This window comes from Paenibacillus solanacearum (genome assembly GCF_910593845.1).
Classification (GTDB): Bacteria; Bacillota; Bacilli; order Paenibacillales; family NBRC-103111; genus Paenibacillus_G; species Paenibacillus_G solanacearum.
In genome coordinates, this window is the sequence record NZ_CAJVAS010000013.1 from 57,527 (window position 1) to 83,174 (window position 25,648).

The following is a 25,648-nucleotide window of genomic DNA, read 5'->3' on the forward strand; positions in this document are numbered from 1 at the left end:
GAACGATGAGCATAAGTGTAATTTTGATGGTGATTCAGCTGTTTTTTGCCATTGTGATCGGATTGTATTTTTGGAATTTGCTTCGAAACCAGCAGACCAACCGTACCGCTGTCGACAAAGAGTCGAAGAAGGAGCTGGAGAAGCTGAGGAAGCTTCGCTCCATCTCATTAAATAAACCGCTTGCCGAGAAGACCCGCCCGTCGGCGATGGACGACATCGTCGGGCAGAAGGAAGGGCTGCGGGCGCTCAAGGCGGCGCTATGCGGCGCAAATCCGCAGCATGTCATTATCTACGGTCCTCCGGGCGTAGGGAAAACCGCGGCTGCGCGGGTCGTTCTCGAAGAAGCGAAGAAAAATCCCGAATCGCCGTTTCGGCCGGACGCAAAGTTTACGGAAATCGATGCGACGACGGCGCGCTTCGACGAGCGGGGCATTGCCGATCCGCTCATCGGCTCTGTCCACGATCCTATCTATCAAGGAGCGGGAGCGATGGGGGTTGCCGGTATTCCGCAGCCGAAGCAAGGCGCTGTCACGAAGGCGCACGGTGGCATATTATTTATTGATGAGATCGGTGAATTGCATCCGCATCAGATGAATAAATTATTAAAGGTGCTGGAAGATCGCAAAGTATTTCTGGAGAGCGCCTACTACAATTCGGAAGACACCAACATCCCGAGCTACATTCACGACGTATTTCAGAACGGGCTGCCCGCCGACTTCCGCCTTGTCGGGGCGACGACACGCAATCCGCAGGAGCTGCCTCCGGCCATTCGCTCGCGCTGCATGGAGATTTACTTTCGGCCGCTGCTTCCGGATGAGATCGGCATGATCGCATCGAAGGCGCTGAAAAAAATCGGATTCCATGAAAACAAGCCAGCGATTGAGGTCGTCAAAAAATACGCCACGAACGGAAGGGAAGCTGTGAATATTATCCAGCTGGCCGCGGGCATGGCATTAACCGACCTGCGCAAAGAAGTGTCGGCCGCCGATATTGAATGGGTCGTCAACAGCTCGCAAATTCCGCCAAGACCGGAGAAGAAAATTTCCCACAGTCCGGAGATCGGGCTAGTCAACGGCTTAGCTGTCTACGGTCCGAATCTTGGCACGCTTATGGATATCGAGGTCACGGCCATCCCGGTCGTTCAGCCCGGAAGCGGTAAATTCAATATCACGGGCGTGGTGGACGAGGAAGAAATGGGCGGAGGCTCGCGCACGCTGCGCCGCAAGAGCATGGCCCGCGGTTCGGTCGAAAACGTACTCACCGTCTTGCGCAGACTGGGTATCAACCCGTACAATTTTGATTTGCATATTAATTTCCCGGGAGGCGTTCCGATTGACGGTCCATCCGCCGGCATCTCGATGGCAGTCGCGATTACATCCGCCGTCAAGCAAATTCCGGTGGACAACCATATTGCCATGACCGGGGAAATCAGCATTCATGGCAAAGTGAAGCCGGTCGGCGGCGTGATCGCCAAGGTCGAAGCCGCATTCCAGGCCGGCGTGACGAAAGTCATCATCCCGAAAGAAAATTGGCAGGAAATTTTCGCCGGATTGAACGGGCTGGAAGTGATTCCGGTCGACTCCATTGAGGAGGCGCTGCATCATGCGCTCGGACTGGAGTTTGTTCGTTCCACGGATCATTCCGTTCTTCCGCAAGAGGCCGTTTCCCCTGCTTCCGTTACGATACTGCACGCCGATGCGCTCGAATAGAGCCGCGGCGTCTCTTTTTTAAGGGCGCGGGACCGGTATTGGTGTTTTGAAATCAATTTTGTTAAAATGTAAATCACAGTATGTAAGTCAGTCTAATCTGGAGGTGCTCGAGGGTGGGACCGAGCAAACAAAAGGTGCGACGCTTGCCGCTTCTTCCTTTGCGGGGGCTGCTAGTGTATCCGAGTATGGTGCTGCATTTGGACGTGGGCCGCGAAAAGTCCGTACGGGCACTGGATAAAGCCATGGTCGACGACAGCATGATCCTGCTTTGTTCGCAGTCCGAGGTGAACATAGAGGAGCCCAAGACCGAGGACATATACCGGATTGGGACGATAGCGAAAGTAAGGCAGATGCTCAAGCTTCCGAACGGGACGATCCGCGTGCTCGTGGAAGGGGTTAACCGCGCGGAAATTACGGAGTTTCTTGTCAATGACGAATACTACGAGGTAAATGTAAAGGAGCTGCCCGAGCAGGAATCGACAGATCCAGAGATTGACGCCTTGATGCGAACGGTGCTGAACCAGTTCGAGCATTATATCAATTTATCGAAGAAAGTAACGCCGGAGACGCTTGCCGCTGTATCGGATATCGATGAACCGGGGCGGCTCGCCGACGTGATCTGCAGTCATTTATCGTTAAAAATTAAGGATAAACAAGAAATACTCGAGACCGTCGATGTGCGGCAGCGGCTGGAGAAGCTGCTCGGCATCCTGAACAACGAGCGGGAAGTGCTCGAGCTCGAACGCAAAATAAGCCAGCGCGTCAAGAAGCAAATGGAAAAGACGCAGAAGGAATATTATTTGCGCGAGCAGATGAAAGCGATCCAGAAGGAGCTTGGGGACAAGGAAGGCCGAGCGGGCGAAGTCGACGAGCTGCGCAATCAGCTTGCGGAAGCAAACGTGCCGGAGAAGGTCAAGGAGAAGATAGAGAAAGAAATCGACCGGCTGGAAAAAATGCCGTCGACCTCCGCCGAAGGCTCTGTCATTCGCAACTACATCGACTGGCTGCTGGCGCTGCCGTGGTCGGTGCAGGCGGCGGACGATCTGGATATTCGCAAGGCCGAGGAAATATTGAATGCGGATCATTACGGACTGGAGAAGCCGAAGGAACGCGTGCTCGAATATTTGGCCGTGCAGCAGCTGGTCAAGAAGATGAAAGGGCCGATTCTTTGTCTCGTAGGCCCGCCAGGGGTCGGTAAAACATCGATCGCCCGATCGATCGCAAGATCGCTTGGCCGCGAATTCGTTCGCATATCGCTCGGCGGCGTCCGGGATGAAGCGGAGATCAGAGGACACCGCCGGACGTATGTCGGCGCGATGCCTGGCCGCATTATTCAAGGGATGAAAACGGCAGGCTCGGGCAATCCGGTCTTCCTGCTGGACGAAATCGACAAGATGGCGATGGATTTCCGCGGAGATCCGGCTTCCGCACTGCTTGAAGTGCTGGACCCGGAACAAAACAATACGTTCAGCGATCATTATATTGAAGTGCCGTTCGATTTGTCGAACGTGATGTTCGTCACGACCGCCAACGCGGTTCACAACATTCCGCGTCCTCTGCTGGACCGGATGGAAGTGCTATACATCCCGGGTTACACCGAGATCGAGAAGCTGCACATCGCGCGCAACTATTTGCTGCCGAAGCAAAAGCGCGACCACGGCTTGAGCGAAGAGCAGCTTGTCGTAGAAGAGCAAGCGCTGATGAGCACGGTCAGGGAGTATACGCGCGAGGCCGGCGTGCGGAACCTGGAGCAGCAGCTCTCTTCCATTTGCCGCAAAGCGGCCAAGCAAATTGTCGGAGGGGCTCCGGTTGTCACCGTATCGGCGGATAATTTGAAAGAATTTCTCGGCGCGCCCAAGTTCCGTTTCGGCATGGCGGAGGAACGCGATCAGATTGGTGCCGTCACCGGCCTTGCATGGACCGAAGTCGGCGGCGATACGCTCGTCATAGAAGTGACGGTAATGCCGGGGAATGGGAAGCTGACGCTTACCGGCAAGCTCGGCGACGTGATGAAGGAGTCCGCGCAAGCGGCATTCAGCTACATCCGTTCGCGCGTGCAGCAATTCCACATCCAGCCTGACTTCCATGAGAAAGTCGATATTCATATTCATATCCCGGAAGGCGCGATTCCGAAGGACGGCCCTTCTGCGGGGATCACGATGGGAACCGCGCTGATCTCGGCGCTCACGAACATTCCGGTATCGCGGCATGTGGCCATGACGGGCGAGATCACGCTGCGCGGCCGGGTACTGCCGATCGGCGGCTTGAAGGAAAAGAGCATGGCTGCGCACCGCGCGGGCATCCGCACGGTCATCCTGCCGAAAGACAACGAGAAGGATATCGAAGAAGTTCCCGAAAGCATACGCCGCGAACTTACGTTTATCCCGGTGGCCCATATGGACGAAGTGCTGGAACACGCACTGATCAAGCCGGTAGGGGTATAAACGCATAAGATTTCAGCGAAGATTTATCTTTTTTAAAGTGACCTTTGTGCGAAGCACAACGGAACGTAAAAAAGATAAATCGGAGCTTAGAAAAGAGTGAAAGCATGAAGGTCAATCAGGCTGAATTTGTCATCAGCGCGGTTGGTCCGAATCAGTATCCCGAAGGCGCCTTGCCGGAAATTGCTCTGGCAGGGCGTTCGAATGTCGGGAAGTCTTCGCTGATTAATCGGATGATCAGCCGCAAAAATTTGGCGCGGACGAGCTCCAAGCCGGGAAAAACGCAGCAGTTGAACTATTATCGGATTAATACGGACTTATTTTTCGTCGATTTGCCTGGCTACGGGTATGCGCAAGTATCGAAAACGGAGCGCCAAAAGTGGGGAAAATTCATAGAGCAGTATTTACTGGAACGCGAGCACTTGAAGCTGGTGCTGCATGTGATTGATCTGCGCCACCCGCCGAGCAAGGACGACCAGGCGATGCACGACTGGTTGCGCCATAACGGGGTACCCCGCTGTGTCGTTGTGACCAAGGCCGATAAAATTCCGAAAGGAAAATGGCAGAAGCATATCAAAATTGTGCGGGAGACGCTGGAGATGGATAAGGCAGATCCGCTTGTATTGTTTTCTTCCGAGCTTGGCATCGGCAAGGAAGAATTGTGGCAAATCATTGAACAGCGAATCGGGTATGCCGATTCGGCTGCGGGAACAGATAGCAACGAAGCGTAAAAAGAACCTGCGGATGGCGGCATCCTGCGGGTTCTTTTTTGCATAATGCATGCATAAAAGCTGCGGAAATGCTCCAAACTTGGGAAAAAACCATTTTCGGGCGCTTTTCCGAATTCCTGAAGGATGCGCGGAACATAGTAAGGGAAACCGAGTTTTTTTATCGTTCATGCCGCCTTCTGAGGGGAAAACGCGAAATTTTCTGAATTCCCGGCGAAATTCAAGGTCTGCGCGGCAGGAATATTAAATATTTATGTAGTATAATGTATATAGAACAAGAGAATAAGGCTGAAGCTTCAAGGTTCGAAAAAAATGAATCGAGGGATTTTTATGGCAATGAGGTTAGCGACTGAATATGTCAAAACCTGCCTGCAACTAACGGAGGCCGAGATGGCCGTGTTTACGCAAATGTTCGTCGACCATGAGGCCTCTCTGCAAGTGAAAGTGTATGAAAACGGGAATCAGGAAATCGGTTTTCGGAACGAATCGGGCCAGGAAATTACCCTTTCGTTCGAGAAGCAAGCCAATCTGTACGTATGCCAGGGAACATGCCGCTTGACGGACAACAAGCTTGTCAACCTAATGCGCAAAGCTGTCTCCTTATTCAAGGGGGATGCTATCGTGCATCGCATCTACACGGGCTATACGATGGTGTATACGTACAAGCAAGGCGCAGTGGTCAAAATCGTGGAGCGTTCCGAAGCGGGCGACAAGATCGTGTTCGAATACAAAAACACGCTCGGCCAGCTGGAGCAAATGTTCCACAAGAACGAAGTAGAGCAGGAAATCGGGCGCATCAAGGCGCAAATCAACTCCTTGCTCGATTTGAGAAACGTGATGCAAGAACCCGCCATAAGCGAACAAATCGATGAACGGCTGCAGAAGCTGACGCATCGGTTGTTTGTACTCGAAGCTTAATATATAGGATGACATTGGCGTAAAGAGCTTGCCCCCCACTTCTAATGCAGAAGCGGCGGCAAGCTCTTTTTTTATGAATTATTATGCGCGATCATGCACGGAGGGAGCGGACAAAACCAGCGATTTTTATAGGGCCGGCCATACACCAAAGACGGGCGTAATACATATTTTGATGTTGTGCTTCCGCCCCGGGGAAGAAACGATTGCCTGCCCAAAAAAAACTGTTGCATTTCTGTTCAATAGATGTTATTTTTAATCTCGTTGAAAACAAAATAGGAACCAGGATTCACTCAGGACATTGTATGTTGCGAGAGATTATTCCCTCGAGAAGTGAATGACGTAGGTCCTAGCGGATGAAATTTTCAAAACATTTTATTCCTAGGAAGGGGGAACCGAAAGATGGAATACTCAACTTTCGGAAGACACGTAGCTGTAGACACTTGGGGAGTCGACTTTGATCTTCTCAACAATGCAGAATGGTTACAAGCGCAAATGGTAGAAGCTGCTGAGGTTTGTGGAGCAACGGTATTGTCTGTACAGTCCAAGCAATTCGAACCACAGGGGGCAACAGTATTGGTGTTGCTTTCAGAAAGTCATCTCTCCATTCATACGTATCCTGAGAAAGGCTTTGCGGCGCTCGACTGCTACACCTGCGGCGAGACGGTTGACCCTCAGTTGGCAATCGAACATATGCTGTCCGTGCTGAAGCCGGAGGTTACGCATGCGAAGAAACTGGTTCGCGGTATGGGTGAGTTGCAAGTGGAAACACCGGTTATGAAGCAAGCTCAATTAGTCAAATAATATAAGCTCATATATGGTAGCCACGGAGAAATCCGTGGTTATTTCTTTTGTCCGCCTCCCATACAATCTCAAGGTAAGGGCTTGTATCGGAGAAGGAGGCTGGCGCATGAGAAGGCTCAAAAAGAAACTGTGGCTCTACGCCATCCTGATCTTATTGATCGGATGGCCCGTGATTCAGATGATCGGCATGCTGACCAGCGACAAGCCGCGGGAAAAAGCCGAAAAGCTGCTGTATCAAGTCTCTTTTTTTCAAATGGAGCTGCTCGGCAGCTATTTGACGGAAAGTGCAAAAGCGACGAACACCGGCGCGCTGAACGCCCTGCGGCAGGCTGTCTACTCCGCGCAATATGTGCACGAGCACCTCACCATGGCTTACGGCGCAAGTGAGTTGTCGCAGCTGGAGTCGCTGTCGCAACTGCTGCAATATTTGATGCGCCTCCAAGTCGGCGCGAGCCGTCCGCTCAAACCGGACGAACAGCAGCTGTTCTTGGACATCAATGCGCAATTTGCCGAAATATACGACGCTTACAGCAAACTGATGACTTCTCGCGGCAGCGTCATCGGCTCCCAGAACGATCGGCTCGTAAAAGCCGATAAAACGATCTCCGATCTGCTGAAGAAGAAGCTGCTGCAGTAAGGTATATCTTCTAAGCTTTCGGCGGACACTATGGAAAATGGAAGAGACTGACTGTCGCCTTTCATTACATACGTGATCTTGGTCACACCACGCATCGCATGCGTGTGGTAAGGTAATGATCGTGAAGATGAAGTTGGCCGGAGAACAGGCTAAAAGACAGCAAATTGATGAGCAAGATCCGAAAGCACGCCTTGCTCCGCACCAAATGTTCAGCGTTGTTCATGGGCCAGAAGCGCTTTCGACAGGAAGCCGCTTCCGCACCTGAACAAAGCGCGTTCCAAGCACGTAGTATGGCAACAAAACGACTCTGTTTCAAATTTCGTTATTGATGTAACTCCATACTCGCCGTAAAGCGTTTCGTTTGCAGCAACCCGGCTGACGCTTCCCGAGCATTGCGAAGGGGAGCCGTCTGCCAACAACGCTGCAAACGACAGACGCGCTCTCATAACGCCACAGTAACTCACAGCACGGGCCGGGGTCCAGGGGGCGGTGAGCCCCATGGGGGTCCCCCCTTGGGGGATTTAGGGGGAGAGTTGCTTCTCCTGTAATAAAACTTTCATAAATTATGTCGAGAATGCTCGTTTTTCATGCTATAATAAAATGAATTTAAAGAGGGGGAGGCAGGTGAACCAGATGCAAATCGTCGTGGCCGGCTTAAATTACCGTACAGCACCCGTAGCGATCAGAGAAAAATTTACGTTTGCCGAGGGGAATTTGGCGCTGGCGCTCAAAGAGCTCAAGGAAACGACGAGCGTGATGGAGTGCGTCATCGTGGGCACCTGTAACCGGACGGAACTGTATGCCGTAGTGGACCGCCAGCAGTTGTGCGGGCATTACTTGCGCGGATTTTTCGAGAAATGGTTCAACATACCGAGAGAGCAGTTCAACAAGCATCTTTATGTCTACGAAAACGACGACGCAATTAAGCATTTGTTCCGGGTAACAAGCGGCCTCGACTCGATGGTCATCGGCGAAACGCAAATTCTCGGTCAAGTACGGGACGCTTTTTTGCTGTCGCAAAGTGAAAAAACGACGGGAATCATTTTCAACACGCTGTTCAAGCAAGCGATTACGATGGCGAAGCGCGCTCATTTCGAGACGGGCATCGGGGAAAATCCGGTTTCGGTCAGTTACGCCGCCGTCGAGCTCGGCAAGCGCATTTTCGGCACGTATGAGCACAAGAAGGTGCTCATTATCGGCGCGGGCAAGATGAGCGAGCTTACCGTGAAGCACTTGTACGCGAACGGCGCCGACAAGGTGATCGTCGTGAACCGTACGCTGGGACGCGCCCAAGAGCTGGCGGAGAAGTTCAACGGCGTTCCGAGCACGATGGACAAGTTGCTGACGCATCTGGAGGAAGCGGATATCGTCATCAGCTCGACAGGCGCAGCCGGTCTCGTGCTGACCGCGGAGCAAGTGTCCGGCGTGCTGCAAAAACGCCGTTCGCGCCCGCTGTTCATGATCGATATCGCCGTTCCGCGGGATCTGGACCCGCGACTTGGCGATATGCCGAATGTATTCCTGTACGACATCGACAATCTTCAATCGCTCGTCAACAGTCATCTCGAAGAGCGGCATAAGGCGGCGGTGAAAATCGAGGAAATGATCACATCCGAAATGGCAGCTTTTGAACAGTGGACCAAGACGCTCGGCGTCAGGCCGGTCATCCAGGCGCTGCAAGACAAAGCGTCCACCATTCATGAAGAAACGATGGACAGCTTGATGAAAAAGCTGCCCGATTTAGATGAGCGCGAGCTGAAAGTCATTCACAAGCTGACCAAAAGCATCGTCAACCAAATGCTTCGCGACCCGATTGTTCGCATTAAGGAAATGGCGGCTGAACGCCATGGAGACGAAGCGCTGGACTTGTTTGCAAAAATATTCGCTTTGGAAGAGCAGCTTGCGCAGCAAGAGCGCGCGGAGCTCGCGAGGAAGCAGCTCGAAGCCGAAGCCGCCCAAGAGCGGATCAAGGAAGAACTGCTTGCCAAAGTGAGAGCCGGCGCCGCGCCAGCTGACGCTTTGGCCAAAGCATAAGCGGGGACGGAGACCATGGTCACGCAAACCTGGTTATATGACGCCATCTTGTATATTTACACCCTGAGCCTCCTGTTTTACTTCTCGGACTTTGTCGGTCCGAATCGAAGCGCAAAACGGATGGGGACAGGGTTGCTTTCGTTTGTATGGATATTGCAAACGGCCTATTTGTTTTTTAGCTTGTATTCGCATACGAGATTGATAGCCTTTTCCCGGTTCGAAACGCTGTTTATTTTATCCTGGCTGCTGGTGGCCGTGTCGCTGGTTATTAATCGATTTTTTCGGATCGAGCTGTTCGTGTTTCTGATCAATGTGTTCGGTTTCGCCATATTGGCGCTGAACATTTTCAGCAACCCGCAGATGTCGCCGACGCTGGCCTATTGGAACATCAACGACGAGCTGCTGTTTATTCATATTTCGCTGGCGGTAGCCAGCTATGTGGCGTTTGTCGTCTCGGCGATTTTCTCCGGCATGTATTTGTTCCTGCACCGGATGCTGAAGGAAAAGCGCTGGTCGCAGCAAATGCAGCGGCTGCCGAGTTTGGATACGACCGACAAGTACGGATTTTTTGCCGCTGTCGTCGGCGTGCCGCTGCTGCTGCTGTCCTTGTCGCTCGGTATTGTATGGATCGCGCTGGAGGGCAATTACGCGTTGTTTTTTGATGTGAAAGTGTTGAACTCCTGGTTCGTGCTGTTGGCTTATTTCTTTTATATTTTTCAGCGGATGGTGCTTAAAGCGCCCGGCAACCGATTGGCGCTGTGGAATTTGGCCGCATTTGTTATCACGCTGCTCAATTTCGTGCTGGGCGGCGTATATTCGACGTTTCACCCATGGGCTTAAGGCAAGGGGGGATCGGGGTGGCCGGCAAACCGAAGACGTATTATCCGATTATGCTTGCTTTGCAGGAAAAGCCGTGCCTCGTGGTCGGCGGCGGGCAGGTGGCGGAGCGCAAGGTCGGCGCGCTCCTGGAAGCAGGGGCTCACGTCACCGTCGTGAGCCCGCAGTTTACGCCGCAGCTGGAAGCGTGGGCGGCGCAAGGCGTGATCGCGGCGCTTCCCAGCCGCTATGCGCCCGGCCTGCCCGCGCTGTCGGAGGCGCGGCTCGTCTTCGCGGCCACCGACGATGCGTCGGTGAACGCGGCTGTGCGCGCTGAGGCCGAGGCGCTCGGCAAGCTCGTGAACGCGGCCGACGACGCGGCGGCCAGCGGATTCATCGTGCCGGCGGCTGTGCGCCGCGGCAGATTGACGCTCGCGGTGTCGACCGCGGGCGCAAGCCCAGCCGTCGCCGCCATGGTGCGGCGGCAGCTGGAAGAGACATTCGGCCCCGAATACGGGCCGTATTTGGAGCTGCTGCACGAGCTGAGGCTCGCTGTGCAAGGGGCGGTGCCGGACAGCGGCGTCCGGCAGGAGCTGTTCCGCGCGATGCTCGGCTGGGACCTGCTGCCGCTGCTGCGCGTCGCGGAGCAGACCGCGCGGGACGAGCTGCAGAACGAGCTGCAGAACGAGCTGCTGCGGCGCGTCAAGGCGGACCCGACGGCGGAAGGCATTCGGGCCGCGGGCGAATGGCTGAGGTTAAAAGGGGCAGAGACCGGGTTATAATGGATAATTGAGGATTTCAGGATATGGACAAGGGGTGGACCAGATGCGTACAATCGTAGTAGGAACAAGACAGAGCGCGCTTGCGCTGACGCAAACCGGACAAGTCGTTGATCAACTGAAAGCGTTGTGCGAGCGGCACGGCATCGAAGCCAGCTTCGAATTGAAGAAAATCGTCACCAAAGGCGACCGCATTCTCGATGTGACGCTGTCCAAGGTCGGCGGCAAAGGGCTGTTCGTAAAAGAGATCGAGCAGGCGTTGTTCGACGGGGAAATCGATTTGGCCGTACATAGCATGAAGGATATGCCCTTCCAACTGCCGGAAGGACTGGTGGTGGGCGCGATCCCGGAGAGGGAAGACCCGCGCGATTGTTTGATTACGAAGAACGGCGGCGGCTTCGAGGAGCTGCCCCACGGCGCGAAGCTCGGAACGAGCAGCTTGCGCCGGGCATGCCAGCTGCAGCAGCGGCGTCCCGATCTGAACATCGTCTCGGTGCGCGGCAATATCGATTCGCGCATTCGTAAGCTGGAAACCGAGGGATTGGACGCAATCATGCTCGCGGCTGCGGGACTGCACCGGATGGGCTGGAAAGACCGCATCGACGCATATTTGCCGACGGAGCTTTGCCTGCCTGCCGTCGGGCAAGGGGCGCTGTGCATCGAGTGCCGGGACGACAATGCGTTCGTGCTCGATTTGCTGGCCAAATTCCGCCACGAGGCAACGACCGTCACCGTGACGGCGGAACGAAGCTTTTTGGGCCGGTTGAACGGTGGCTGCCAAGTGCCGATCGGAGCTTATGCTGAATTGGCGGAAGACGGTCGCATTACGTTGACCGGCATGGTGGGATCACCGGACGGCAAGCAGATGTTAAAAGAAACGAAGACCGGAACCGATCCGGAACGGCTGGGCCTTGAGCTCGCAGATGCTTTGATTGCCAAAGGGGCATCAGAAATATTGGCATTAGCAACCGAATAGTCGAATAGGGGAGAGCCGCTTTATGAAGAAGGGTGTCGTATATCTAGTCGGTGCCGGGCCGGGAGACCCGAAGCTGATTACGGTAAGAGGGCTGGAAGCGATCCAGCGGGCCGATGTGGTCGTCTATGACCGCCTTGCCAGCCCGCGCCTGCTGAAGCATATGAAGCTCGGAGCGGACAAAATTTTTGTCGGGAAGCTGCCGGACAAGCACATGATGAAGCAGGAAGAAATCAACCGCCTACTGGTGGATCTTGCGCTTCAAGGCAAGACCGTCACCCGCCTGAAGGGCGGAGACCCGAGCGTATTCGGGCGTGTCGGCGAGGAAGCGGAGCTGCTGGCCGAGCATGGCGTTACATTTGAGATCGTGCCGGGCATTACTTCGGCGATCGCCGTACCGGCTTATGCAGGCATTCCTGTAACGCATCGCGATTTTACGTCGTCCTTCTCTATCGTAACCGGTCACGAATATAAGAATAAAACATATTCCAGCGTCAACTGGGAAAACCTTGCCCAAGCTTCGGGAACGCTTATCTTTTTAATGGGTGTAGCCAACCTGGAGCATATTTGCTCGCAGCTAAGACAGGGCGGCAAATCGCAGGATACCCCCGTCGCTTTAATCCGCTGGGGCACCTGGATGGAGCAGGAAACGTTGACGGGGACATTGGCGGATATCGTGGACAAGGTGAAGGCGGCTCAATTTCAATCGCCTGCCGTTACGATTGTCGGCGAGGTCGTCAAGCTTCGGGAGAAGCTCGCCTGGTTTGAGAACAAGCCGCTGTTCGGACGGCGCATTCTCGTGACGCGCGCGCGCAGCCAAGCCAGCGATTTGGTTGCCCAAATCGATGAGCTCGGGGGCGAGGCGATCGAGTTTCCGGTCATCCGTATCCAGCCGCCAAGCGGCGCGGAAGCGCAGGCTGCTCGCGATGCGGCCATGCAGCGTCTGCCGTCGTTCGACTGGGTGGTGTTCACAAGCGTAAACGGGGTGGAGTCATTCTTTACGCGACTGCGCGAGCTGCGCGTCGACATCCGGTCGATGGCGCAAGCGAGAATCGCCGCCGTCGGGCCCAAAACGGCCGAAGCGCTGGAGCAGCGCGGGCTGATTGTCGAGACGCTGCCGCCCAAGTTTCAGGCCGATTCGCTGTTTGACACGCTGGCCGAGGAGCTGCGCCCGGGACAAACGGTGCTGTTAGCCACCGCGGACATCGCCGGCAAGGAGCTTCCTCACAAATTGAAGGCGTTCGGACTGGAAGTTACCGAAATCGATGTATATGAAAATGTGCTGGACGCGGAAGATGCACCAGAGATGGTTGAACTGCTGAAGCAGGGCATGATTCACGATGTGACGTTTACGAGCTCTTCGACGGTGACGAACCTGTTCACCGCATTGACGGATCAGGGAGAAGATCCATTGGCGCTGCTGTCCGGCTGCAGAATTGCCTGTATTGGGCCGATTACGGCAAAAACAGCGGAGGATTCCGGCCTTTCGGTCGATTATTTGGCCGAAGAATCGACGATTGCCTCATTGGTCGCGAGCATGTGCGGACGGCCCGGAGAACGTCTTATCAAGGGATGATTCGCGGGATGTGGATCTGAAGCTACATAAACCAACAGGGGGATATCATCAATGAGTTTTCCGCTTATACGAAACCGCCGACTCCGCACGTCCCAAGCGATGCGGAATCTGGTCAGAGAACACGCAGTGACGTTGTATGATTTGATTTATCCGATATTTGTGACGCACGGCACGGGCGTGAAAGAGGAGATCGCTTCGATGCCCGGCGTGTATCACTTCTCCATCGATCAGCTGGAGGCGGAAATTCGTGAAGTGACCGCGCTCGGCATTCAGGCGATTTTGCTGTTCGGTGTACCGGAGACGAAGGATAGCGAAGGCAGCTCTGCCTACGACCCGAACGGCATCGTGCAGGAAGCGACACGCCGCATCAAGCAATGGGCGCCGGACTTATTGGTCGTCGCAGATACATGCCTGTGCCAATTCACGGATCACGGACATTGCGGCGTCGTACATTTCAACGAAGCGAAGAAGCGTGCGGACGTACTGAACGATGCGTCGCTTGAATTGCTCGTCAAGACGGCGGTGTCTCAGGCCGAAGCGGGAGCGGATGTGATCGCTCCGTCCAACATGATGGACGGCTTCGTGTACGCGATTCGTCAAGGGCTGGACGAAGCAGGCTTTGAGCATGTGCCGATCATGTCGTATTCGGTGAAATATGCGTCCGCCTTTTACGGGCCTTTCCGGGAAGCTGCTCACTCGGCTCCGCAGTTTGGCGACCGGAAGACGTATCAGATGGACCCGGCCAACGCGCGCGAGGCGGTCCGCGAAGCGGACGCCGACGTCGCGGAAGGCGCCGACATGCTGATGGTTAAGCCTGCTATGGCCTACATGGACATTATGCGGATGCTTCGAGACCGGTACGATTTGCCGATCGTCGCTTACAACGTGAGTGCGGAATATTCGATGGTCAAGGCGGCGGGGCTTCAGGGCTGGATCGACGAGAAGGCGATTGTCATGGAAACGATGGTCGGCTTCAAGCGCGCCGGAGCGGATATGATCATTACGTACTTTGCCAAAGACATCGCCGCATGGCTGAAGGGCTGAGGCTTGCTCCGGCTTTGGGGCATGGGGCCCTCTGCGGAAGCAGACGGATCCCCGCATCATGTTGAAGGAAAAAGCTCCAGTCCTGCGGGATTGGAGTTTTTTTAGAATGTGCACAGACGAAACCGGCCGCAAAGGCGACTGTCAAACATTTGTCGGAAACTGACGGCCCGATCGGTTGTTACACGCTTCCAAATAGGGCATAATGAGAAGTAGATTATGGGAGTATGCGGAAAAGAGGAATCGAGCCATGAGTTATAACGATTTGTTTTTAAGGGCCTGTATGAAGCAGGAGGTCGACACAGTGCCGGTATGGTTTATGCGCCAGGCCGGACGCACCGATCCGGATTACCGTAAAATTAAAGAAAAATACAGCCTGCTCGAAATCAGCAAGCAGCCGGAGCTCGCGGCCGAAGTGACCATGATGCCGGTGAAGAAGCTGGGGGTCGACGCGGCTATTTTGTATTCCGATATTATGAATCCGGTTGCGTCCATCGGTATCGATTTCGACATTGTGAAGGATGTCGGTCCGGTCATTCATAATCCGATTCGTACCACGGATGACGTGAAGAAGCTGAAACCGATCGATGTCGAGCAGGATCTGCCTCATATTATTAAGACGATCGAGCTGCTTGTTCAAGAGCTGAACGTGCCGCTCATTACGTTTGCCGGCGCTCCTTTTACGATCGCCAGCTACTTGATCGAAGGCAAGCCGTCGAAGAAGCAAGACTATATCCGCACGAAAACGATGATGTACAGCGAGCCCGATGTCTGGTTCATGCTGATGGATAAGCTCGGGGATATGATCATCACGTATTTGAAGTCGCATATCGCTGCGGGGGCCAAAGCGGTGCAAGTGTTCGACAGTTGGGTCGGCGCGCTATCTCCGGCCGATTTCCAGAAATACGTGCTGCCGACGATCCAGCGCATTTTCGCCGAACTGAGCCATCTGGAACAGCCGAAAATTTATTACCCTGGCGTCAGCTCCGGCGAACTGCTTCCGCATGTCCGCGGCATTCATGCCGATGTGATCGGGTTGGACTGGAAAGTATCGATTGCCGAAGGACGCAAACGGTTAGGCTCGCAGTATGCGATCCAAGGGAACTTGGACCCGTTCGTACTGACGGGACCGATGGCTCTGATTCAAGCGCAGGCGAAGGCGATTATCGACGAAGGCATTCAACAGCCGGGCTACGTGTTCAACTTCGGCCACGGGGTATTCCCGGAGGCGTCGATCGATAAGATGAAGGAGCTCACGGCGTTTGTACATGACTACTCCCGCCAGGCTTTGAAAGCCCGCGGAGCATTGACCCAGGAAAGTGGTGTTAGAGCATGACGCAGCAGAAGCGAATCGGAGTTCTGGTCATGTCCTACGGGACGCCGGAGAGCATTGAAGGCATTGAAGCGTATTATACGCATATTCGCCGGGGCCACCCGCCTACGGCGGAGCAGCTGCATGATTTGACGAGCCGCTACGAGGCCATCGTCGGCGGCGTATTTCCGCTGCGCGAAAACACCGACAAGCAGGTGAAGGCCCTTGAGGCGATGCTCAATGAGCAGCATCCCGGCACGACGTTCGTATGCTACCAAGGGTTGAAGCATGCTTCGCCTTATATCGAGGACGGCGTGGAGAGCATGGCGCGCGAAGGGATCGAGCAGGCCGTAGGCGTCGTACTTGCGCCGCATTATTCGGTGATGAGCGTGGGCGGTTATATCAAACGCGCGAAAGACAAGGCGGATGAGCTTGGCGTGCGGATGAGCTTCGTGCGCAGCTACCATCTGCATCCGCAACTGGTCAAGGCTTTGTCCGAGCGCGTGGCGGAAGGGCTGGGCAAGTTTGAAGGCGTCGACAAAGACCGTGTGAGAGTCATCTTCACGGCGCACAGCCTGCCGGAAAAAATATTGGAGATGAACGATCCGTATCCAGAGCAGCTGCTCGATACGTCCAAGGCGATTGCCGCAGAGGTGGGCATCTCGAACTGGCAGTTCGGCTGGCAGAGTGCAGGGCAAACCGGCGTTCCATGGCTCGGACCGGATATTCTCGACGTGCTGCAAACGATATCCAGCGAAAAGCAAGCCGAGCATGTGCTGATCTGCCCGATCGGTTTTGTTTCGGATCACTTGGAAATATTGTACGATTTGGACATTGAAGCGCAGAAGACGGCCAAGGCGCTCGGACTGCAGCTTGCCCGCACCCGATCGCTGAATACAGATCCGCTGTATATTGAAACGCTCAGCGATGTGGTATTTGCCGAGCTGGAGAAGAGCGAACACGCTTAAATACGCCCGTAGAAGCCCGGATCTCCCGGGCTTCGCTGCAGGCGAGGCATGCAGACGGGATGGCAGGATGAAGCGATAATAAGATAAAGGTGTGAATGAAATGAGCAATCATCGTAAGCGGTCGGACGCGCGGTCTGCCCAAGCTTTTGCCGAAGCGAAAGCTTATATTCCCGGAGGGGTGAACAGCCCGGTTCGCGCTTTTAAATCCGTCGGGCTGACGCCGTTATTCGTGGAACGGGCGAGCGGTTCCCGGGTATATGACATCGACGGTAACGAATTTATTGATTACATCGGCTCCTGGGGCCCGATGATTGTAGGTCATACCCATCCCGAAGTGATCGAGGCCGTTACGAAGACGGCAGCGCTCGGGACGAGCTTCGGCGCGCCTACGGAGCTGGAAACGCGCATGGCCAAGCTGGTGACAGAGCGTATGCCGTCGATCGAATTGGTGCGGATGGTGAATTCAGGCACGGAAGCGACGATGAGCGCACTGCGGCTGGCCCGAGGCTATACCGGGCGCAGCAAGATCGTCAAATTCGAAGGCTGCTATCACGGTCACGCAGATTCGCTGCTGATCAAAGCCGGATCGGGCGTGGCGACGCTGGGCTTGCCGGACAGCCCAGGCGTACCGGAGAGCGTGGCGGTCAATACGATTACTGTGCCATACAACGATCTGGAGTCGATCGGCATCGTATTCGAGAAGTTTGGCGAGCAGATTGCCGCCGTGATCGTGGAGCCGATAGCGGGGAATATGGGCGTCGTGCCGCCGCTCCCCGGCTTCCTTGAAGGACTGCGGGAAGTAACGCAGAAGTACGGCAGCTTGCTGATATTCGATGAAGTCATGACGGGTTTCCGCGTCGGCTTGAACTCGGCGCAAGGACGGTACGGCATTACGCCGGACCTGACCTGTCTCGGCAAAGTTATCGGCGGCGGTTTGCCGGTAGGCGCGTACGGCGGCAAACGGGAAATCATGGAACAGATCGCGCCGGCAGGGCCGATCTACCAAGCAGGTACGCTATCGGGCAATCCGCTCGCGATGGCAGCGGGCTATACGACGCTTAAGCTGCTGGGCGAGCCGGGCGTTTACGAGGAGCTGGAACGGAAGTCAGCCAGATTGGAAGAAGGCTTTACCCGGAATGCGAAGCAGTTCGGCATCCCTTCGACGATCAACCGTGTCGGCTCGATGGTTTGTCCGTTCTTCACAGACGAACAGGTTGTGAACTACGAAACAGCCAAGCTGTCCGATCTTCAGAAATTCAATCGATATTTTGGGCTGCTGCTCGATTACGGCGTAAGCATCGCGCCTTCGCAGTTCGAGGGCATGTTCGTATCCACAGCGCATACGGATGCGGATATCGACGCTACGATCGAAGCACACTATGAGGCATTGAAACAGCTTTAAACCGAAGGCACAGGCTCCCGGAGACTGCGGATTCGAAGAAGAGGGCTGCGAATATAATGGAAGAGGACCCGGTCAGCCGGGTCCTCTTCGTCTATGTAGCAGTGGATTGCTTATGGATTCAAATGAATTTGCGGCACATTGGATGAATTGGATGTCGTCTCCGAAGGCGTCGGCAGCGTAAGCGGGTTCGAGCCGATCGGTGTTCCATTACCGTTGCTACTGCTGCTGTTGTTGCCGCTAGGCGTCACCGCAGCGGGCGGCGGCGTCACTTGAACGGGATCCGGTGTCGGTGTCGGTGCCGGCGACGCGGGCGTCGGGGAGTTCCCCGACCCTGACGTATTCGTGCCCGTTGTCGTACCGTTCGTTCCTGCAGGGGACTGCGTTTGCGCCGGCGGGTTACCGGAGCCTTCTGTTGTCGATCCGCTTGTGCCCGAACCCGTGCCGGCGTTGCCGGGAGCGGTACTGCCCGCTCCGCTGGTTGAACCGGCTCCGTTTGAGCCCGTACCTCCGGATGCTGCTCCTGTGCCGGCTCCGTTCTGCCCCTGGCCATTCCCGGAGTCGGTCGGCGTGCCGCTGGCGCCAGGCTTCGCGTCCGTTCCGTTTCCTGCCCCGGCGGGAGTCTGCTCCTTCGGCGGTGTAACCGCCGGAGGCGTCTTCGCGTCGTCCGCCGGTTGATTCGCGCCTGTACCGGTTTTTCCGGGATCTGCCTTGGCGTCGGATTTCGAATCGGCTTTGGCGTCGTTTTTGGCGTCCTGCTTCGGCTCTGTTTTCGTTTCGGTCTTCGGCTGCTCCGTCTTCGGTTCCGTCTTTGGTTCGGTTTTCGCCGGAGGAGGTGTCGGCGTGGCCGGCTTGAGCAGCCCTTTGGCTTTCAGCTCCGCTTGCTCACGCAAGTAATCCGGATGGTCATACGAACCGCCGGGATCGATCTTGTCGATATTCTCCCACACTTTGTCCGCGACGACAGTGGACGGATCGTCATATACCAGGAAGGCCGAAGGCAGCCTGCGCTCGCCGTAGCGGCTGGACGGCTTCGTCAGCAATTCGCCGTCGACGACAAGCTCGGAAGAAGCGCCTCCGTCGAGGTTGCCGGCATTGACAACGCCATCTTCAAGCAATAGATCCTGTAGCTCCTTGAGCGTCGCGCCGACGCTGTGCGCTTGACGGCCGTCGATGATGAGGAAAATGACGGTTCCGTCCGCCTTTTGGCCGACCGCCGTACGCGGCCCGCGACCCCATCCGCCGTCGCCGCTTGTAATCAGCGGTTTGCCGTTTGCGATCAGCCGCGGATAAAACGATACGGCGTCGGAGATACCCATATCACGGAGCTGGAAAAAGTCGTACTTCCCGACGACAAGCGTACCGTCCTTTGTAAACCCGACGATATGCTGCGGAATGCTCCCGTCCTGGTCATTGAATATGATTTCGCCGCCGGAGAAGATTGCTCCGATCGCGGCGAACCCGTTGCCAAGCCCCTCGGGATCGGTGAACCCGCCGCCGTTGACGCCGGCGACCGCTCCCGTCCGCGTAACCATGGAAGAGATGCGTTCGCCTTCACCCGTTTTATGCGGAGTCATGACGCGAATCGTCTTCGGGTCGTAGACGGTAAGTTTCTTGCCCTTCCAGAACTTTCCCGAAATATCTTCAACTTTGATCAATTCGTCGATCGAACGCTTCTTGCGCACATTCTCCTGACGAATTTGAATCATGTCCATATCCTGCTCTTCTACGGCTGCATCCTCGATGGCCTGCTGCATTTGCCGGACCATGAGGTCGCGCCGTTCGGCGCCGACGAAAATCCACGCCCAGCTTCGGTGCTGCGTCGTGATGACCGTTTGCGCCAGCCAGTCTCGGATTTTACCGCCCGGAGGCGTCAAAAAGAGGAAGCTGGAAGTAATAAACGTAATCAAAGCGATCCAAAACAGCGATCGTTTAAGCCAACTCCATTGCCGAAGCGACTGGATTGCACTGTTCAATAGTAGTCCTCTCCCGTTACACAAAAATAGATTGCAAGATATCCCGAATCTAGCAAATATCCACTTCATTCTAGCATAATCCGACTTTTTTTAACAGATGGGCGGAGGCTGTAAGTTGAAGGTGAAATTGGCATTGTAACCGCTTTGAGGATTGCGGTCCGTTTTGGTAAAATGACAATACTTGAAGCATTCTTGGAGGACAAGCGCATGTTGAAGCATTATAGTTTTTTTGGAGTGACCTTGGAGATGATCGCAGTGATGGGCGTTTTTTTTGCCGTGCTTGTCGTTATATTCATTGCCGCAAGCTTGGGAGCGCTCCGCGCGGCGAAACGCTCTTCCGCGGCCGGCAGCGGGAAAGGGCGTTCGAAATGATCGAGTGGCGGCGCAAGGGAGAGTGGCTTGAGCTGACTGCAGCTCGCGAGCCTGTGGACAAGAAAGATGCGGAAGCGCTGCTTCCCGAATGTTTTCACGGCAAATGGATCGCCAAATGGCGCGGCTCCGGCGGCATCGAGTGGAAGGGCAACCGCATTCGGCTGCGGCTGTTTCCCGAGGAGCCGCTACAATATATGTCTGAGTGGGCGGAAGTAGAAGTGCTGTTCGAGGACGACTTCTGCCTTGTCGCGAACAAGCCGCCGGGGATGAAGGTGCACCCGACGCAGGAGGGCGAGCAGGGGACGCTGCTGCAGGCGGTGCAGTGGCATCTGGAGGCGGAAGGGCAGAAGTGCCGGGCGAGGCATATTCACCGGCTGGACGAAGATACGACCGGCCCGGTGCTGTTCGCCAAACATGACTGGTCGCAATCGCGTCTGGATGCGTTTATGCGAGACAAGCGGATCGGACGGCATTATGTAGCGATCGTGCAGGGGCGTCCGGCCCAAACGGAAGGGATAGTCGACGCTCCGATCGGCCGCGATCGGCATCATGCGACGCGCCGGCGGGTATCCCGAACGGGGGAGCCGGCTGTTACGCGCTACCGGGTGATCGAGCGGTACAGGTCCGCCGCGCTGCTCGAGATCATACTGGAGACGGGGCGAACGCATCAAATCCGCGTACATATGAGCTATTTGGGGCATTCGCTTATCGGCGATACGTTATATGGCGGAGACTCTCGAGGGCTGAGCAGGCAAGCGCTGCACGGCGAGCGGCTGCTGTTCCCGCATCCTTTGACGGAGGAGACGATGGACGTTGCAGCGCCGTGGCCTGCCGATCTCACAGGTCTTCGCGAACGATTGAAAAAATAGTAGTCATGCTCCTCTCCCGGGCAGCGTATAAATGGTAAAGAGAACCGCGCTGACCATCTTTCTTTTCGGCTTCAATGGAGTAGAAAAGGTAGAAATACGAAGGGAGGATTTTGAATTGACTGCACAACAAAGCGGATTGCGATTCGATATTTATGAACGCGTTCATTTATTGGAAGGGCTGCTTGGCATTAAACAGCTCGAGGAGGTGGAGCTTGCTCCTCATATACAGGTGCTGCCGTATGGAGAGCAAGCGGTATTGCGGGGCAATTTGCTGCTAACCGGAACTTACATCGACGAGCAGAACCGGCAGGGGCAGACGCTCGAGCATCTGATCCCGGTGGAAATCACGCTGCCGATGAACCGGGTAAGCCGAGTGGAGGACATCGCTGTCGAGATCGAGAACTTCGACGTGGATCTGTTGTCCGCCCGCAGCTTGAATGTCACCGGCGTCTTGTCCTTGAATGGGCTGGAGACGGTGCAGACGGCGGAAACGGAGTCATGGAAGGAAGTGGAGGAAGAAGTCGTATTCGTGCATGAAGCAAGCCGCAATCCTTCCTCCTTCCCGGAGCCGTTACCGGTCTCGCCCGCCGCTTCTGCAGCGGAACAAGCCTCTATCTCTGGAGAAACGGCAGCCCGTGTGGAGCCCATAGCCGTCGAACCTTCTAACGTAGAACCGGCGCAAGAGAAGAAAGAAGAGCCGAAGGAAGAGCCGAAGGAAGCCGCGGAGGCGGAAGCCAAGGAACCCGCGGAACCGGACAAAGAAGCGACCGTACAGGCACAGGAAGTTGCCTCGGCTGAGCCTCAGGAAATGAAAATCGCCTTCGGCAGCAAGAAGCCGGCGGAGGAAGCCGCTGCGCCGGTCGTCAAATCGTACGGGCTTGCTTCGCTGCTTAAGCAAGGGTCCGGTAACAAGCCCGACGTGCGTAAGCCGGAAGAGGCAGAGCCTGAGGCTGCGGCCGCGGCGCAGGCCGAGCGGGTCGAATGGAAGCAGATTTTGCTCAGCTCGCGCGATGAGAAGTATGAATTTAAACGGCTGCGCATGTGTATCGTGCAAAAGGAGGAAACGCTCGAAACGATTGCCAAGCGTTACGAGATTCATCCGCGCGAAATTGCGCTGCACAACCGTCTTGGGGACGGTGAAGTCAGCGAAGGGCAAGTCGTGTATATCCCCAAGTGAAGACAGCTTAAAAAAAAGATCCGGATCTTGCCGTAACAGGCTTGTCCGGATCTTTTTTTGGGCATAATGAAACATAAGGTGTATATTGACTCAGCATGCAATGTTGTTTATGATATGATGCATAGATGTTGATGAAAAACGTGGAAAGGGAGTAGTAGGCAGCGAACCCTACAGAGAGCGGAACCGGCTAGACGCTGGAAGGTCCCGCAGGATGTACCTGTCGAAGTCGCCCCGGAGTTGCCGTATCGATGCCCGCAAGGAGCGGAGAGATGGCCGGCTGCAGCCGTTATCTGCTTAAGTGCCGTATGGGCCTGCTTTAAGCTTTTCCGCCAAAGCAGCGATACGGAATAAAGGTGGTACCACGGAAGCGAGAGCCTTTCGTCCTTTGCGGCGAAGGCTTTTTTTGTTTATTACTTGCACAATGCACATTGGAGGTTGGAGCAATGACGGAAGAAACGAAATTGCAGGCGGCACCGGAGACGGCGATGCCGACGACGTACGATCCGAAGGAAGCCGAGAAGAAATGGTACGATTACTGGCTGAAGGGCCAATATTTTAAAGCAGGGCAGAACAAGGATGCGAAGCCTTACACGATCGTGATCCCGCCGCCGAACGTGACGGGGATGCTGCACATCGGGCATGCGCTCGATTTTACGCTGCAGGATATTATGATCCGCACGAAGCGGATGCAGGGCTACGACGCACTGTGGCTGCCGGGCACCGACCATGCGGGGATCGCGACGCAGTCGAAGGTGGAGCAGAAGCTGCGCGAGGAAGGACAGTCGCGTTACGATTTGGGCCGCGAGAAATTTCTCGAGAAAGTATGGGAATGGAAGGAGCACTACGCCGGCACGATTCACGAGCAATGGGGGAAAATGGGCTTCTCGCTCGACTATTCCCGCGAGCGGTTCACGCTGGATGAAGGATTGTCCAAGGCGGTTCGCGAAGTGTTCGTCCGCCTGTACGAAAAAGGGCTCATCTACCGCGGCAAGTATATTATTAACTGGGACCCGGCCGCTCGTACGGCGTTGTCCGACATCGAGGTTGAGTACAAAGAAGTGCAGGGCGCACTCTATCATTTGAAATATCAGGTAAAAGACAGCGAAGAGTACATCGTCGTTGCGACAACCCGTCCGGAGACGATGCTCGGCGATACGGCGGTAGCGGTTCATCCGGAGGATGAGCGCTACAAGCATCTGGTCGGCAAAACGCTGATGCTGCCGATCATCGGCCGGGAAATTCCGATTGTCGGCGACGAATATGTCGAGAAGGAATTCGGAACCGGCGCGGTGAAAATTACGCCGGCACATGACCCGAACGACTTCGAGGTAGGCAAACGCCACGACCTGCCGCAAGTGCTCGTAATGGACGAATCGGGCAAAATGAATGACAATGCAGGCAAGTATCAAGGTCTGGACCGTTTTGAATGCCGCAAGCAAATTGTGGCGGACATGAAGGAGCAAGGAGTGCTGCTCAAGATCGAGGAGCATGTTCATCAAGTCGGCCATAGCGAGCGCAGCGGCGCAGTCGTCGAGCCTTACTTGTCCACGCAGTGGTTCGTCAAAATGCAGCCGCTCGCGGAACGCGCGATTGCCGCGCAAAAGTCCGGTCAAGGCGTCCATTTCGTACCGGATCGGTTCGAAAAAACGTATTTGAACTGGATTGAAAATGTGCGCGACTGGTGCATTTCCCGGCAGCTGTGGTGGGGACATCGGGTTCCGGCATGGTACTGCGGAGATTGCAGCGAAATCATCGTATCCCGCGAGGACGCGAATGTATGTCCGGCTTGCGGCGGAGCGCACCTGAAGCAGGACGAGGATGTCCTCGACACATGGTTCAGCTCTGCGTTGTGGCCGTTCTCCACGCTCGGCTGGCCGGATCAGACGGAAGATTTGAAACGCTATTACCCGACCGATTTGCTCGTAACGGGCTATGACATCATCTATTTCTGGGTAGCGCGGATGATTTTCAGCGGCTTGGAATTTACGGACCGGATTCCGTTCAAGGATGTGCTGATGCATGGTCTCGTACGGGATGCCGAAGGGCAGAAAATGTCGAAGTCGCTCGGCAACGGCGTCGACCCGCTCGAAGTGATCGAGAAATACGGAGCGGACGCGATGCGCTTCATGATCTCCACCAGCTCGACGCCAGGGCAAGACCTGCGCTTCCGCTGGGAGAGAGTGGAGCAGGCGCGCAACTTTGCCAATAAAATTTGGAACGCTTCGCGTTTCGTCTTGATGAATCTCGGCGATTTCAAGGCGTCGGATATCGATTTGAGCGGTGATCTCGGCACGGCGGACCGCTGGATCTTGCACCGGTTGAACGAGACGGTTCGCGACGTTACCCGACTGATCGACACGTACGAGTTCGGGGAAACCGGCCGTTTGCTGTACAACTTCATCTGGGATGATCTGTGCGACTGGTATATCGAGTTCAGCAAGCTGTCGCTGTACGGCTCCGACGACAAAGCGAAGCATACGACGAAGTCGGTGCTGGCCTACGTGCTTGACCGTACGCAGCGCCTGATCCATCCGTTCATGCCGTTCATCAGCGAAGAAATTTGGCAGCATCTGCCGCATGAAGGCGAGACGATCACACTGGCGGCCTGGCCGACGCACGAAGCGCGCTTCGAATCGCCGGATGCAGTCAAGGAAATGGAGCTGCTGATGGAGATCATTCGTACGGTGCGCAACATCCGTGCGGAAGTGAACGTGCCGATGAGCAAAAAAGTCGAGCTGCAAATCAAGGTCACGTCCAAAGAAGCGCTTTCGATCATTTCGAATAACGCCCAGTACGTCGTGCGCTTCTGTAATTCGACGGATATTGCGCCGAGCTTCGATTTGGCGCCGCCGGATAAGGCGATGACAGGAATCGTCACCGGCGCGGAACTGTATTTGCCGCTGTCGGGATTAATCGACATTGCCCAGGAAATAACGCGGCTTGAGAAAGAACTGAAGACATTGCACGCGGAAGTTGACCGGATTGAGAAAAAGCTGTCGAATGAAGGCTTCGTCTCCAAGGCGCCGGCTAAAGTCATCGAGGAAGAGAAAGTAAAACTCGCCGACTATGCGGAAAAGCGGGATAAAGTGAATGCCCGTTTGACCGAGCTGAAAGGGTGAGCA

21 protein-coding genes are annotated in these 25,648 nt (G+C 55.4%); 20 read left to right on the forward strand and 1 reads right to left on the reverse strand.

Annotated features, from left to right (window positions below; genetic code table 11):
• Window positions 1-5: 5 nt before the first annotated feature.
• The 16 genes from lonB (at window position 6) to hemL (ending at window position 18,135) form a co-directional block, all read left to right on the forward strand.
• Window positions 6-1,709 carry an ATP-dependent protease LonB gene (lonB, locus tag KXG62_RS15995; RefSeq protein WP_218092994.1) on the forward strand — a complete coding sequence of 568 codons (1,704 nt, stop codon included), beginning with the start codon at window positions 6-8 and terminating at the stop codon, window positions 1,707-1,709.
• Between the two features lie 113 nt (window positions 1,710-1,822).
• Window positions 1,823-4,153 carry an endopeptidase La gene (lon, locus tag KXG62_RS16000; RefSeq protein ID WP_218092995.1) on the forward strand — a complete coding sequence of 777 codons (2,331 nt, stop codon included), beginning with the start codon at window positions 1,823-1,825 and terminating at the stop codon, window positions 4,151-4,153.
• A 104-nt stretch (window positions 4,154-4,257) separates the two neighbouring features.
• On the forward strand, window positions 4,258-4,881 hold the full coding sequence (gene yihA / locus KXG62_RS16005; RefSeq protein ID WP_218092996.1) for a ribosome biogenesis GTP-binding protein YihA/YsxC: 624 nt from the start codon (window positions 4,258-4,260) through the stop codon (window positions 4,879-4,881).
• A 327-nt stretch (window positions 4,882-5,208) separates the two neighbouring features.
• Window positions 5,209-5,796 carry a non-ribosomal peptide synthetase module gene (locus KXG62_RS16010; protein ID WP_218092997.1) on the forward strand — a complete coding sequence of 196 codons (588 nt, stop codon included), beginning with the start codon at window positions 5,209-5,211 and terminating at the stop codon, window positions 5,794-5,796.
• A gap of 399 nt (window positions 5,797-6,195) precedes the next feature.
• On the forward strand, window positions 6,196-6,597 hold the full coding sequence (gene speD, locus KXG62_RS16015; protein ID WP_218092998.1) for an adenosylmethionine decarboxylase: 402 nt from the start codon (window positions 6,196-6,198) through the stop codon (window positions 6,595-6,597).
• A 106-nt stretch (window positions 6,598-6,703) separates the two neighbouring features.
• The gene (locus tag KXG62_RS16020) at window positions 6,704-7,234 is read left to right on the forward strand and encodes an S-adenosylmethionine decarboxylase (protein WP_218092999.1); all 531 of its coding nucleotides are present in this window, start codon (window positions 6,704-6,706) and stop codon (window positions 7,232-7,234) included.
• Between the two features lie 115 nt (window positions 7,235-7,349).
• On the forward strand, window positions 7,350-7,499 hold the full coding sequence (locus KXG62_RS16025; RefSeq protein WP_218093000.1) for a hypothetical protein: 150 nt from the start codon (window positions 7,350-7,352) through the stop codon (window positions 7,497-7,499).
• Window positions 7,500-7,867: 368 nt separating this feature from the next.
• Window positions 7,868-9,268 carry a glutamyl-tRNA reductase gene (gene hemA / locus KXG62_RS16030; protein ID WP_218093082.1) on the forward strand — a complete coding sequence of 467 codons (1,401 nt, stop codon included), beginning with the start codon at window positions 7,868-7,870 and terminating at the stop codon, window positions 9,266-9,268.
• Window positions 9,269-9,283: 15 nt separating this feature from the next.
• Window positions 9,284-10,108: a cytochrome c biogenesis protein CcsA gene (gene ccsA, locus KXG62_RS16035; protein WP_218093001.1), complete on the forward strand. Its 825-nt coding sequence runs from the start codon at window positions 9,284-9,286 to the stop codon at window positions 10,106-10,108.
• Window positions 10,109-10,125: 17 nt separating this feature from the next.
• On the forward strand, window positions 10,126-10,866 hold the full coding sequence (locus tag KXG62_RS16040) for a precorrin-2 dehydrogenase/sirohydrochlorin ferrochelatase family protein (RefSeq protein WP_218093002.1): 741 nt from the start codon (window positions 10,126-10,128) through the stop codon (window positions 10,864-10,866).
• A 43-nt stretch (window positions 10,867-10,909) separates the two neighbouring features.
• Window positions 10,910-11,839, forward strand: a complete 930-nt coding sequence (hemC, locus tag KXG62_RS16045; protein WP_218093003.1) for a hydroxymethylbilane synthase — start codon at window positions 10,910-10,912, stop codon at window positions 11,837-11,839.
• Between the two features lie 22 nt (window positions 11,840-11,861).
• Window positions 11,862-13,412: a uroporphyrinogen-III C-methyltransferase gene (gene cobA, locus KXG62_RS16050; RefSeq protein ID WP_218093004.1), complete on the forward strand. Its 1,551-nt coding sequence runs from the start codon at window positions 11,862-11,864 to the stop codon at window positions 13,410-13,412.
• Window positions 13,413-13,463: 51 nt separating this feature from the next.
• Window positions 13,464-14,456: a porphobilinogen synthase gene (gene hemB, locus KXG62_RS16055; protein WP_218093005.1), complete on the forward strand. Its 993-nt coding sequence runs from the start codon at window positions 13,464-13,466 to the stop codon at window positions 14,454-14,456.
• Between the two features lie 247 nt (window positions 14,457-14,703).
• Window positions 14,704-15,789, forward strand: a complete 1,086-nt coding sequence (hemE, locus tag KXG62_RS16060; protein ID WP_218093006.1) for a uroporphyrinogen decarboxylase — start codon at window positions 14,704-14,706, stop codon at window positions 15,787-15,789.
• On the forward strand, window positions 15,786-16,733 hold the full coding sequence (hemH, locus tag KXG62_RS16065) for a ferrochelatase (RefSeq protein ID WP_218093007.1): 948 nt from the start codon (window positions 15,786-15,788) through the stop codon (window positions 16,731-16,733). Before hemE ends, hemH begins: the two co-directional genes overlap by 4 nt.
• Window positions 16,734-16,833: 100 nt before the next feature.
• Complete coding sequence (hemL, locus tag KXG62_RS16070; RefSeq protein WP_218093008.1) at window positions 16,834-18,135, forward strand: glutamate-1-semialdehyde 2,1-aminomutase; 1,302 nt, start codon at window positions 16,834-16,836, stop codon at window positions 18,133-18,135.
• A 110-nt stretch (window positions 18,136-18,245) separates the two neighbouring features.
• Here hemL and KXG62_RS16075 read toward each other — a convergent pair whose 3' ends face one another.
• On the reverse strand, window positions 18,246-20,108 hold the full coding sequence (locus KXG62_RS16075; protein WP_246627477.1) for a phosphodiester glycosidase family protein: 1,863 nt from the start codon (window positions 20,106-20,108) through the stop codon (window positions 18,246-18,248).
• A gap of 207 nt (window positions 20,109-20,315) precedes the next feature.
• On the opposite strand from KXG62_RS16075, the gene KXG62_RS16080 reads away from it, so the two are divergent.
• The 4 genes from KXG62_RS16080 (at window position 20,316) to KXG62_RS16095 (ending at window position 25,645) form a co-directional block, all read left to right on the forward strand.
• Window positions 20,316-20,480, forward strand: a complete 165-nt coding sequence (locus KXG62_RS16080; protein WP_218093010.1) for a hypothetical protein — start codon at window positions 20,316-20,318, stop codon at window positions 20,478-20,480.
• A complete protein-coding gene (locus KXG62_RS16085) occupies window positions 20,477-21,349 on the forward strand; it encodes an RluA family pseudouridine synthase (protein ID WP_218093011.1) in 873 nt (290 codons plus the stop codon). The genes KXG62_RS16080 and KXG62_RS16085 overlap by 4 nt, the downstream gene beginning before the upstream one ends.
• A gap of 115 nt (window positions 21,350-21,464) precedes the next feature.
• A complete protein-coding gene (locus KXG62_RS16090; RefSeq protein WP_218093012.1) occupies window positions 21,465-22,526 on the forward strand; it encodes a LysM peptidoglycan-binding domain-containing protein in 1,062 nt (353 codons plus the stop codon).
• 443 nt (window positions 22,527-22,969) lie between these two features.
• A complete protein-coding gene (locus KXG62_RS16095) occupies window positions 22,970-25,645 on the forward strand; it encodes a valine--tRNA ligase (protein WP_246627478.1) in 2,676 nt (891 codons plus the stop codon).
• Window positions 25,646-25,648 lie beyond the last annotated feature (3 nt).

Coding starts and splice junctions, on each gene's coding strand:
- lonB (WP_218092994.1), top strand. CDS start 6: ATGAGCATAAGTGTAATTTTGATGGTGATTCAGCTGTTTTTTGCCATT.
- yihA (WP_218092996.1), top strand. CDS start 4,258: ATGAAGGTCAATCAGGCTGAATTTGTCATCAGCGCGGTTGGTCCGAAT.
- KXG62_RS16010 (WP_218092997.1), top strand. CDS start 5,209: ATGGCAATGAGGTTAGCGACTGAATATGTCAAAACCTGCCTGCAACTA.
- speD (WP_218092998.1), top strand. CDS start 6,196: ATGGAATACTCAACTTTCGGAAGACACGTAGCTGTAGACACTTGGGGA.
- KXG62_RS16020 (WP_218092999.1), top strand. CDS start 6,704: ATGAGAAGGCTCAAAAAGAAACTGTGGCTCTACGCCATCCTGATCTTA.
- KXG62_RS16025 (WP_218093000.1), top strand. CDS start 7,350: ATGATCGTGAAGATGAAGTTGGCCGGAGAACAGGCTAAAAGACAGCAA.
- hemA (WP_218093082.1), top strand. CDS start 7,868: ATGCAAATCGTCGTGGCCGGCTTAAATTACCGTACAGCACCCGTAGCG.
- ccsA (WP_218093001.1), top strand. CDS start 9,284: ATGGTCACGCAAACCTGGTTATATGACGCCATCTTGTATATTTACACC.
- hemC (WP_218093003.1), top strand. CDS start 10,910: ATGCGTACAATCGTAGTAGGAACAAGACAGAGCGCGCTTGCGCTGACG.
- cobA (WP_218093004.1), top strand. CDS start 11,862: ATGAAGAAGGGTGTCGTATATCTAGTCGGTGCCGGGCCGGGAGACCCG.
- hemB (WP_218093005.1), top strand. CDS start 13,464: ATGAGTTTTCCGCTTATACGAAACCGCCGACTCCGCACGTCCCAAGCG.
- hemE (WP_218093006.1), top strand. CDS start 14,704: ATGAGTTATAACGATTTGTTTTTAAGGGCCTGTATGAAGCAGGAGGTC.
- hemH (WP_218093007.1), top strand. CDS start 15,786: ATGACGCAGCAGAAGCGAATCGGAGTTCTGGTCATGTCCTACGGGACG.
- hemL (WP_218093008.1), top strand. CDS start 16,834: ATGAGCAATCATCGTAAGCGGTCGGACGCGCGGTCTGCCCAAGCTTTT.
- KXG62_RS16080 (WP_218093010.1), top strand. CDS start 20,316: ATGTTGAAGCATTATAGTTTTTTTGGAGTGACCTTGGAGATGATCGCA.
- KXG62_RS16085 (WP_218093011.1), top strand. CDS start 20,477: ATGATCGAGTGGCGGCGCAAGGGAGAGTGGCTTGAGCTGACTGCAGCT.
- KXG62_RS16095 (WP_246627478.1), top strand. CDS start 22,970: ATGACGGAAGAAACGAAATTGCAGGCGGCACCGGAGACGGCGATGCCG.